Below are 11,727 nucleotides of genomic sequence, written 5' to 3' on the forward strand. Positions count from 1 at the left end.
TGTTAAACATATGTTTATCAGGGCTGATTTTGTCTTTTTCGCTAAAGTCAATACCTCTTTTATTTAACGATTTCGCATTTTCATATTTGATAAGGTTTTCGCCGAATTCATTCCGTATGATCACTTGTTGAGGTTTTAATTTCATTATATAAATTGCCGCTTCCACGAGTCTTTGATAGTTTCTCTAAACTTTTCATGCGATTGTCATATTCATTGAATTTGTCATATATGCTATTTTTTTGTTCCTCTAAATCCTCCTGTTTTGCCTCCATGATGCATAGCATCTCACTATATCTCAGTACTATATCTTTTATAACTTGTAAGTAATCTTTTGAAACAGAGTCATCATACTGCTTTTTTTCAGCGGGGTCACCTTTTTGTAGTGCATCATCTTCTATTTGCATTTCCTTTTCTTCTAGAAGTATTTCTAGCTGTTCAACTTTTTTGATTAACATTCTGTTCTCTTCAAACTTGTCATTCAATTCAGCTTCAAGAGATGTTACCTTTTGCTCCAATTCTAAATTATAATTGGTTAATTCTTTCGTTTTATTTTTTAATGCATCCATTCCAAGTGAAAAGTAATCTTTTCTATACAACCTTACTCTGTTTTGGTACTTCTTTAACTCAGATTGAAGGTGTATGATTTTTTGTTGTAATTGAATTGTCATGTCATCACTCAGAGAGATATCCTTAGAATAATCTGTTTTCAACCCAGCACACCTCCTAGTATCTCACTGACAATATATGCAGCTATATTATAAAAGTGAATGAAGAGATATGAGGGGGTTTTTCCGTAGCGTTGGATGGAGCACTCAACTTAGAAAAAAACGCAAGGAAGTTAGTGCGGACTTTATATCAAGTTCGAAGATTGTAAAAAAACATATTTAAGGTTTCATTTTGTTATTTATGCTTTCTTATGATGTATAAAATTGTAAAATCGACAAATTATAGTGGTAACTTGGAAAAAGGAGATTTTTATGGAACAGAATCAGTTACCACTTACTGCACCTGAAATTGGAAGTCTTTGGACCCAATACATGTTCGATACGATGTCAATTTGCTTTATTAAATATGCACTAGAACATATAGAAGATGAAGATATTCGTGAGATTTATCAGATAGCATTGGTTTTATCGGAAAATCATGTGGAAAAAATCAAAGAATTTTTCGAAGGAGAAAATCAGCCAATTCCTCAAGGGTTTACTGAGCAGGATGTTAACATTCATGCACCTCGTTTATTTCAGGATTCATTTTATCTTTATTATATGTACATTATGACCTTACAAGGGTTAACAGGATATAGTCTTTCTGTTAGTACTTCGGTTCGGGAAGACTTTCGGAACTACTATATTAAAGGCTATACAGAAACAATGCAGTTATTTGATAAAACAATTGATACAATGCTAACGAAAGGAACATATACGCGCCCACCTGTATTAACTCCTCCTACCTCGATTGATTTTGTTAAACAACAAAGTTTTTTAACAGGGTGGTTTGATGAACGCCGTCCACTCACTGCAATGGAGATAGGCGATATTACGTTTAATATGAATAAAATGCATCTGCATGTAGCATTAAAAGTCGGATTTAGCCAGGTGGTGAAATCAGATAAGGTTCGTAAATTTATTAACAGAGGAACAAAGATGTCAAACAAGCATATTGAATTATTTGAAGATATTTTTCGGGAAGAAACGCTGAATTCACCAATGTCTATGCAGTCATTTGTGACAGATGCAACGGAAGCTCCCTTTTCGGATAAGTGGATGATGTACCAGGTTCAACTATCCACGCAGGTTGCTATTGCGTTTTACGGTTCATCTCTTAGTGTAAGCTCTAGACGAGATTTAGCTGCGATGTATATAACGCTTACAGGAGAGTTAGGTAAGTATGCAGAAGACGGAGCAAACCTGATGATTGAAAACGGCTGGTTAGAGCAACCACCATTAGCCCCAGACCGGAGACACTTGACAAAGGGAAAGAGACCATAAAGCAAGAATTTCGGTAAAAATTCACTGGTCTTCTTGTTCTACTTAGGGTGAAGACATTGTCATCTGTTTGACTGAAGTTGTATTGGATTCTACATGAATTTAGCAGGCCTTCTTATAAAGCAGGCCTGCTAATCAAAATAACTTATTTACTTAATGCACGGGCTTTGTTAAATTCATCTACAATTTCTCGAGAAGGTTCCTTGCCAAGCTTACTAACAAGTACAATCGCTATCCAACCTAATACAAAACCAGGAACTATTTCATATAGATCAAATAATCCACCTTCTATTTGCTTCCAGATGATGACGGTTAAAGCACCAACGATAATCCCGACTAATGCACCATTTCGTGTCATCTTTCTCCAGAATAGGCTTAAGATGATGACTGGTCCAAATGCTGCACCAAATCCACCCCATGCATAGCTAACTAAATCAAGTATGGAGGATGCATTTTCATTAGCAGGATTCGATTGAATTGCGAGAATAACGGCAATCAATGCAATCAATAGCACACCGAATCTTCCAACCCATACGAGTTCTTTTTGGCTAGCGCCTTTCCGTAATATCGCCTTATAGAAGTCTTCTGCTAATGCACTAGAGGATACGAGTAATTGGGAATCGATTGTACTCATAATAGCGGATAAGATAGCCGCAAGCAAAATACCCGATACCCATGGATTAAATAAAACATCTGTAAACATAATAAATACTTTTTCACTATTATCGATATCGCCAACAATCAATGGATCATTGGCAAAGTAGGCGATCCCAGCAAAACCAACGAAAATCGCACCAAACAATCCGATTACCATCCATGTCATTCCGATTAATCGTGCAGCGGGAACATCTTTAACAGATTTCATTGCCATAAATCTAGTAATAATATGTGGCTGGCCAAAGTAACCTAATCCCCAGGCTAACAAAGAAACAATTGCAAGAAATCCCATACCTTCATAAACATTTACATATGCTGGATCCATATTTGCAACAGTAGAGACTGTTTCACTCCAACCACCAACTTTCCCAATAGCGACGATTGGAACAACAATAAGAGCTAAGAACATTAATATACCTTGAATAAAGTCTGTCCAGCTAACCGCTAAAAATCCACCTAGAAATGTGTATGAAATGATAACAACTGCACCAATCAGTAATGCTGAATTATAACTCATGCCGAAGGATTCTTGAAAGAGTAGCGCACCACCAACGAGACCAGAGGATGTATAAAAGGTAAAGAAAATTAGGATAACGAGTGCTGAAATGGAGCGTAATGCTTTGGAGCGATCACGAAAACGATTTTCTAAAAAGTCCGGAACAGTAATAGAGTCTTTTGCTACTTCCGTATAAGAACGTAGGCGACCTGCAATAAACTGCCAGTTTAAGTAGGCACCGAGCGTTAAACCAATACAAATCCAAATAGAATTCATTCCGGTTGCATACGCAGCACCAGGCATACCTAAAAGTAGCCAGCTACTCATATCAGAAGCTCCGGCACTAAGTGCAGCAACCCCTGGACCTAATGTTCTTCCACCAAGAACATAGTCAGATAGATTATTTGTTAAACGATAAGAGACAACCCCGATAACGAGTAGCCCTATTAAGTATGCACTGAAGGTTACTAATGTAGCTGTTTCCATCGTTAATTTCTCCTCCTTTCTCTAAGTAAACTAATTAATGACAATACGACGGTGAGTGGCATTGGGACTAAAAGCCAGAATAATGTTGCAGCTGTCATGTAACATACCTCCTAAAATATTTAAAACGAAAGAAATATCGTTTTATTCGGTTAATAGTTTTTTCGAAAGAGAGTAAAAGAGAGTAGGGGTATTATTTCATACCCCACCTGCATAGATTAATAGAATTTACAGCTTCAGAAATCTATTTTATAGCATTTCCGAAGTTGTTTTTCCTTGTAAAAAGTGGAGCAAATAATCTGGACCACCAGCTTTAGAATCTGTACCTGACATGTTGAAGCCACCAAATGGGTGATAGCCAACAATAGCTCCAGTACAGTTTCTATTTAAGTATAAATTGCCAACGTTGAAGTCAGTTTGTGCTTGTTCCCAATGCTCTCGGTTGTTCGTTATAACTGCCCCAGTTAATCCATACTCCGTATTGTTTGCTATTTCTAATGCATGTTGAAAATCATTTGCTTTGCAAAGGGCTACGACTGGTCCGAAAATTTCTTCCTGCATAATTCGGGCATCTTCTTTTACATCAGCAATCACAGTTGGACTAAAAAACCATCCCTTAGACTGATCACCTGTACCGCCTGTCAACAAGCGTCCTTCTTGTCGGCCAATCTCAACATAACCCATTATTTTATCGTAAGCTGCTTGGTCAATAACTGGACCCATGTAATTCGTGACATCAACAGGATCACCGATGGTTAACTTATTCGTTAGTTGAATGACTCGTTCTAAAACCTTATCGTAGACGTCTTGGTGTATTACTGCCCTAGAGCCTGCGGAACACTTTTGTCCTGAAAAACCGAAAGCAGATATAGTAATTGACTCTGCGGCTAAATCGAGGTCTGTATCATTATCCACGACTACCGTATCCTTACCACCCATTTCGGCAACAACACGTTTCAACCAAATCTGTCCGTCTTTTACTTTTGCAGCCTTTTCGAAAATTCGAAGGCCAACCTCTTTAGAACCAGTAAAACTTACAAATCTTGTACGTTGATGCTCGACTAAATAATCTCCAATTTCTGATCCACTTCCGGGGATATAGTTAATGACACCATTAGGAAGACCAGCTTCCTCAAGAACCTCCATGAACTTATAAGCAATAACAGGTGTTGTACTTGCTGGTTTTAGTAAAACAGTATTTCCGGTAACAATTGGAGCGACTGTTGTACCACACATAATCGCAAATAAGAAGTTCCATGGTGAAATAACGACTCCAACACCTAGAGGGATATAATTAAAGCGATTATTTTCAATCGGACGACTATTTACAGGCATCCCATCCTTTAAACGAAGCATTTGTCTTCCATAGTACTCCATAAAATCAATAGCTTCTGCTGTATCTGCATCTGCCTCTTTCCATGGCTTGCCACCTTCTTTTACAAGTAAAGCAGAAAATTCATGCTTGCGTTTTCTGGTTAAGGCAGCTGCTCGAAAAAGAATGTCGGCTCGCATTTCTGGCTTCGTTTTTCTCCACCATCGAAAGGTCTCATCGGCCACTTGCATTGCTTGTTCTGCAATCGCTTTGTTTGCTTTCGAAACTCGACCAATAATCTCGTCTCTATCCGCGGGATTTACTGAGATAATCTTTTCCTCTGTTTCAATCCGCTCTCCACCAATGATTAATGGATAGTCTTGACCGAGATAACCTTCTACTGTTTTTAGTGCCTCTTCAAATTCTTTTTTATTTTTTTCAACTGTAAAGTCTGTAAAAGGCTCATGCCGATATAATTGTACCATAATTAAATTTCCTCCTTGTTTTTCTTTGTTTATAAGCAGTTATGCGCATTTTTTATACACATTACTTAAACATGTTTTTAAGTACGAACCAGACATTTGCTGGTCTTTCAGCCAAACGTCTCATAAAATATCCAAACCAATCGACACCGAATGGAACATAAACACGAACCTTGAATCCTTCCTTAACTAGCTGTTTTTGAAGATCTTCACAAATTCCATATAACAATTGAAATTCAAATTGATCACTTGAAATATTTTTTTCGTCTACATATTGTTTTGCCTGCTGAATCACCTTTTCATCATGTGTTGCAATAGCGGTATAGTTTCCGTTTTGTAAGTGAAGTTTAATAATCTTATTGAAGTTTGTATCGACGTCCTGCTTGTCTGGAAAAGCAACCTTGTCCGATTCCTTATAAGCACCTTTAACGAGGCGGAGGTTTGGATGGTAAGCATCAAGTTCTTTTATGTCATCTTCAGCCCGGTAAAGATAGGCTTGAATAACTGATCCTACATTGTCATAATGCGTGAGTAGCTCTTTGAAAATATCTAAGGTAACTTGGCAATGGGCAAAATCCTCCATATCGATTCGAACAAAGATGTTATATTTTTTTGCTCGTTCTAAGATGTCATACATATGCTTTAGACAAACATCTTTATGAATATCTAAGCCTAAAGATGTCATTTTTAAAGAAAGATGGGACTCTACTTGAGAGTCGTGGATAGCATCCAATGTTTTTAATATCATTTGTGCTGAAGCGTTTGCGTCTTGTTGAGTGGAAACAAATTCACCTAAATGATCAAGCGTGACAACTCTGCCATCTTTGTTTAACCTTGAAGCAGTTTCAATTGCATGTTGTAACGTTTCCCCAGCCACAAATTTACTTGCGCCAAGTTTGTGCCCAAACTTTTTGGCAAACGTATTAACTGCTTTGCTTTTACCTAGAAATAGAAAAAAGTTTCGCATGATTGATTCCATTGGCCTCTTCCTCCAAATCATTTCACAACCTTAATAAACGAGAGGGCATATCTTACTATTCATCTTATTAAATGGAGTATATGTTTATATCGTTGGATAAGCCCAATATTTTTGAAAAAGATTTGTGTTCTACCTACAATAATAAGGTCGAATGTAGTTTTGATTTCAGTAGGGGATGGTATGGCATTCTAAACATTTGTTGATTATTTATAGCTTTGTAATAATAAATCAATATAAAGTGTAGTTCGCATGTTCATGTCATCGAAGTCAATATTCGTTAAAAGCACAACTTTCTTTAAGCGATAGCTTAGTGTGTTTGGATGGATAAAAAGTGCCTCTGCAGTTTCTACACCTTTACAGTTTAAGGTAATGTATTTTTCTAACGTGGGAAGTAATGCGGTGTGATTGGCCAAATCATATCTTTCTAAGTCAGAAATAATAGTATTGATGTAACCTTCTTTTGTATATTTTTCCTGAATGCTAGGTAATAGACTATAAATTCCTAGCTTAGGATAGTAATAGGAGATGTTCGGCTCCCTAAATGATTTGTGTATGTTGATGACTTCCAATGCTTCGTGATAGTGAGAATGCAATTCTAATAGATTTCTAGATTTATTACTGATTCCAAAGAAAATCGCGTTTGCGTTATTTTTCTGTTTCACGTTTTTTTCAATAAGGCGATCCGCCATAGAATACAAATCTTCCTCCATCTTTTCTCCTCTTCCCATCAGAAGGGTTACATGATTTTCATTTTTGACGAACATGGAATATTCGTTCTCATAAAAACAATAGGAGCGAATGTACTTAAGTAAACGATTCAATAGTTTATTTTCAGGTACATAAAAGATGATTATTACAAATTCTAGCGGAAGAGTGATTCCAGACATCTCTGCTTCAAAAAGCAGCATTTTCTCACTTGTATATTGCCCCTCGAGCAGTTTAGTGAGAAGACGTTGATCCGTGGATTTAGCAGGACGATGGTCTTGTTTCATTTTTATTGCTATTTCCTCACCAACTGAGGTAATTATATTAAAGTCTTCTTCAGTCAGTTTACGATTTGCTTCTTGTACCCATAAATAGGCTATCGATATATTCTCTTCTCGAATACAAAATACAACGCGCTCTGTAAAATCAATTTTTGGAATGCAAGGTAACCGGATTGGTTCATGAGAAGATTCAATTGTTTCGACTACTTTTTCTTCCGTTAAGCAATCAATAATATACAGGGGAGCTTTTTTGTCAAGGATTGTATTTTTGCGAACATCATCAAGGAGTTGATAGTTTCCACTATAAGTAATAAGCTCAAAATCTGTTGTTTCTAATAGTACTGGATTTTGAGTGCGTTCCTCTAAGAATTCAACTAAATCAAGTAACGACATGTTATGTTGGTCATATTTTGATGTTATTTTCAAAGAATCGCCTCCATTTAATAGAAGTTTGGTTATCAAAAGAAGCCCCTTTCGCAGATGCGAGTATGGACCTTGCCGATGTAAGGCTTGTAATATTTGATAAGGTAAAGTAGTAGGTTTAGGTGAAGGACTCTGTTTGTACTATTAATTATATAGCACCTAAACGCTTTTATAACCATGGATTAGGAACTGGAGGAAATTCGATGACTGGTTCGTTGTTCTTCTTTCAATTAAAATTAGTTTAGGCATGTCCTTAATTGTTACCATTCCCTCCAAAAAGTAAATGTGATATATTAATAAGCAAACCTTTCTAGAGTTATGTAACGTTTTTTTGTATAATAAAATCAAATATAAAATTATTTGGCATAGTTGAACCGAGATTAGGACACCTGAAAAATGCAATTGACTAGGAGTTCCTATTCTAATACAGTGGGTAAAACTAATAAGGAACCTATTCCAAAACTGTATATGGAGGTTTATATCTGATAGAGTTAAAGTGAACGAGGAGGGACGATATGAATGTACCATGGAAAGTACTAATCGTTGATGATGAGATGCTTATTAGACAAGGGATTATTAACTACATCAACTGGGAGGAAGAAGGCTTTCAAATTGCTGGAGAAGCAGGAAACGGAAAGGAGGCACTACAGTTAATTGAACAAAGTCAACCTCACATTATTATTACTGATATTGTTATGCCTGGCATGGATGGTATTGAGTTTGTTAAAGAAGTTAAAGCCAAGTACCCTACGATTGAAATCCTGGTATTAAGCAGCTTCGAAAACTTTGATTATGTTCGTTCCACTTTTCAAAATGGTGTCGCCGATTATATATTAAAACCAAAGCTAAATGGAGAAGAGTTAATAAATACGTTGCGAAAAATTGCCCCTGACAGAGCTAACAATGAATCAAAACATCAACCAGCTTCGGTAGAAGAACTCTTGAAAAAAAGTATAAAAGGTTACACTTTAATGAAAGGTGAAACCACACTTGCCTCAGCTTTTCCATATAGCCAATTTATAATAGTAGCTGTATGTAGGACTGAAGATAAAGAAAAGGTCTTAACTTACAAGGAAATAAAAGATCAAATGGCAAAGCATATGGAGTCAATGGAGATGTATTCTATTCCAAATTATGAAAACGCTATCATATATATTGTTAATTTTGAGCCAAACCAGTTAACTTCTATTAAACTAGCAGTTTCAGAACTGGGAAAGAAATACAACGATTCTGATTATGAAAGTCAATGGATTATCAGTAAGCCTTTTTCTTCCATTTCCCAATTAAAAGAAATATATGAAGAAAACCTTCTTCGGATGAAAAATTATTTCTTTTATCTACAAGATAGAAAATTAATCATGTACGATGATTTGCCTGAAGTAGTAGAAGATAGTAAACATTTTGATTTAAACCAATTTATTGATTTTTTCAAGCATAAGCAATTTAGTGTTGCGATGCAATATTTAACAGAGCATGTAGATTCTTTGGCGAGTAACTATACAAAAGATATATTTGAATATAAGTCATGGTTGGAGAACATTATTTTTAATATTATTGTTCTGTTAGGAAATATGAAATACGACACGGCAGACATTGAGTCAAAGAAGTATGATTATTTTACTAATATTAATGAAGCAAAACATGCAAGTTCTGCACTTTTTCATTTCTATGATTTTTTATCAGAAGTTAATAAAATTGTTTTAAAAGATAATGAGGAAAGTCCAACGAAAATGCAGTTATTGCTACAATATATTGACGATTATTATTCAGAGCCACTTTCCCTAACGACATTAGCGAACCATTTTCATTTTAATGCATCGTATTTATCTAGTTATTTTAGTACCCATCATAGAGAAGGCTTTAGTGAGTATTTGAATCAGGTGAGAATTGATAAAGCCAAGCTTATTTTGAAATCCGGTACAATATCAATAGCAACAGTAAGTGAAATGGTTGGGTATTCAGATCCAAGTTACTTTTGTAAAGTGTTTAAGCGGATAGCGGGAATGTCCCCAAGTAATTATCGAAAAGAAGCATCTTCAATGAATTGAGGGTAACCTTATGGCAAAAATGCTAACGTTTATTAAAAAAAACAACTTATTTGTGAAAATGTTTCTGGTGATGGTTATAAGTATTGTGTCCGTATCTGTCTTGATTACTTTTAGCACAATTCGCATGTCTAGTAATCTTTTTATGGAAACATTCAGTATTACCAATACGAAGGTAATCAGTCAAATTAAACAACGGTTCGAAGCTTTTAATTACTCTGTTATTGTTACATGGATTGATGTTCAGAATAATGGAACGATTAAAGAGGGTTTGACAAAAGAAGATGGAAACTCCGTAGAGATGAATACATCGTTCTATGCGATAAAACAGCAAATGGAACGTATCTATTATGATAATCCTAATGATGCAAACCTGATTTTATTAGGAGTTAATTCTCATTTATTTAACATGAAATATTCCAATTGGCCAATTGCTGCGGAAACGTTAGTCAATCACCCAATGACGATTAAGACAAGTGAAAATCCAAATCAAATATTATATCAGTTTGATTCATCAGAAGTGACGCTTGGAGTCCCAATGATTGTGGCAACAAAAGCTCTTACTGAAAGATCGACAGGGAATATCTATGGCTATTTGTATGTTCCAATCCGTGAACAAAATTTTAGAGAATTTTATGAAGGCTATACAAGTCAGGGAAACAATGTGTTAGTGATGAATAGTGATGGGAGGATTATTTCCAGCAATCAACGAGAAATGATAGGGGAAAATGCACAGAATTTGTTAAATTATACGAACGAAATTTCAGACGAAAATTTAGAGTATAAAGAAATTAACGTATTCGAAAAAGATTATTTGATGTTATCAGAGTATTTACCTGCCCTTGACCTATACATTGTTAATTTGATTGACAAGGATTTAGTGATGGATAATTTAGTTGATACGAGAGAAATAGTTTTTATTAGTATTGGAATTGTTATCATTGCTGTGTTTGTGGTTTTTATTATATCAAGAAGAATGACGGTGTCGTTAAGTAAATTAGTTAATCAAATTTCTAATATGGCTAGGTACGATTTTAGTAAGCCTGTCCAAGTGAACGGGGGCTATGAGGCCAGAAAAATTGCAAGTTCATTTAATTATATGCTCAATGAGTTACACGAATATGTGAATATATTAATGAAAACACAGCGAAAACAACGAAAAGCGGAATTAGAAGCATTGCAGCATCAAATCAATCCACACTTTCTTTATAATACGTTAACTTCGATTAAATTTTTAGTAAAAGAAGGCAAGAAAGAATCCGCCTTTGATACGATGGACGCTCTCATTTCTTTGTTGCAAAATGCTTTAGGAAATGTGGATGAGACAATTACCGTTGAACAAGAGATTGTTAATATGAAAAACTATGTCCTAATTAATCAGACGAGATATGGTGATCGAATTAAGGTTAACTACCTCATCTCTCCAGATTGTGTGGACTATCATTTGCCGAAGTTAATCATTCAGCCATTTATCGAAAATGCTTTTTTTCACGCGTTCACTAATAAAAAGAATGGATATATTCAACTATTGATTGCCCAAAAGGATAATAATCTTATATGTGAAGTCATCGATAGTGGAGACGGAATGGCTGAAAAAAAATCACCTTATTTTAAAGAGAAACGTCAATTATTTAGTGGCATCGGTGTGCGAAATGTACATGAACGAATACAGTTATTATATGGTAAAGAATACGGGGTAGAGATAACAAGTGAGCTAGGAAAAGGAACTAAAGTAAAAATTAACTTGCCTCTAATTAAGAAAAACTAACACTCAAATCGTACGAGTGTTAGTTTTTATCCCTTGTTTTACTTTAAGGCTTTGTTTAAGTAGTAGTGGATTTCCTTTTTAGAACGTGAGGAGCCAGGCATACAAAGAAAT

8 protein-coding genes are annotated in these 11,727 nt (G+C 35.5%); 3 read left to right on the forward strand and 5 right to left on the reverse strand.

The genetic code is table 11. From position 1 onward, the window contains the following. Nucleotides 1-107: 107 nt before the first annotated feature. Nucleotides 108-710, reverse strand: a complete 603-nt coding sequence (locus QQS35_RS22505; protein WP_285934510.1) for a hypothetical protein — start codon at nucleotides 708-710, stop codon at nucleotides 108-110. 267 nt (nucleotides 711-977) lie between these two features. Between QQS35_RS22505 and QQS35_RS22510 the strand changes: the two genes are divergently transcribed. Further along, nucleotides 978-1,988 (forward strand): DUF3231 family protein, encoded by a 1,011-nt coding sequence (locus tag QQS35_RS22510; RefSeq protein WP_285934511.1) that lies wholly within the window; start codon nucleotides 978-980, stop codon nucleotides 1,986-1,988. 142 nt (nucleotides 1,989-2,130) lie between these two features. Here the strand turns inward: QQS35_RS22510 and putP are convergent, their stop codons facing one another. The 4 genes from putP to QQS35_RS22530 form a co-directional block, all read right to left on the reverse strand. Continuing rightward, nucleotides 2,131-3,624, reverse strand: a complete 1,494-nt coding sequence (putP, locus tag QQS35_RS22515; protein ID WP_285934512.1) for a sodium/proline symporter PutP — start codon at nucleotides 3,622-3,624, stop codon at nucleotides 2,131-2,133. Between the two features lie 246 nt (nucleotides 3,625-3,870). After that, nucleotides 3,871-5,418, reverse strand: a complete 1,548-nt coding sequence (gene pruA / locus QQS35_RS22520) for an L-glutamate gamma-semialdehyde dehydrogenase (RefSeq protein ID WP_285934513.1) — start codon at nucleotides 5,416-5,418, stop codon at nucleotides 3,871-3,873. Nucleotides 5,419-5,479: 61 nt separating this feature from the next. Beyond that, nucleotides 5,480-6,394: a proline dehydrogenase gene (locus QQS35_RS22525; protein ID WP_285934514.1), complete on the reverse strand. Its 915-nt coding sequence runs from the start codon at nucleotides 6,392-6,394 to the stop codon at nucleotides 5,480-5,482. 203 nt (nucleotides 6,395-6,597) lie between these two features. Next, on the reverse strand, nucleotides 6,598-7,806 hold the full coding sequence (locus QQS35_RS22530; protein ID WP_285934515.1) for a PucR family transcriptional regulator: 1,209 nt from the start codon (nucleotides 7,804-7,806) through the stop codon (nucleotides 6,598-6,600). 512 nt (nucleotides 7,807-8,318) lie between these two features. Between QQS35_RS22530 and QQS35_RS22535 the strand changes: the two genes are divergently transcribed. Both QQS35_RS22535 and QQS35_RS22540 read left to right on the forward strand, forming a co-directional pair. Beyond that, entirely contained in the window at nucleotides 8,319-9,851 is a 1,533-nt protein-coding gene (locus QQS35_RS22535; RefSeq protein ID WP_285934516.1) for a response regulator transcription factor, read from the forward strand. A 10-nt stretch (nucleotides 9,852-9,861) separates the two neighbouring features. Beyond that, nucleotides 9,862-11,616 carry a sensor histidine kinase gene (locus QQS35_RS22540; RefSeq protein ID WP_285934517.1) on the forward strand — a complete coding sequence of 585 codons (1,755 nt, stop codon included), beginning with the start codon at nucleotides 9,862-9,864 and terminating at the stop codon, nucleotides 11,614-11,616. Nucleotides 11,617-11,727 lie beyond the last annotated feature (111 nt).

It is taken from the genome of Aquibacillus rhizosphaerae, assembly GCF_030282825.1.
Classification (GTDB): domain Bacteria; phylum Bacillota; class Bacilli; order Bacillales; family Amphibacillaceae; genus Aquibacillus_C; species Aquibacillus_C rhizosphaerae.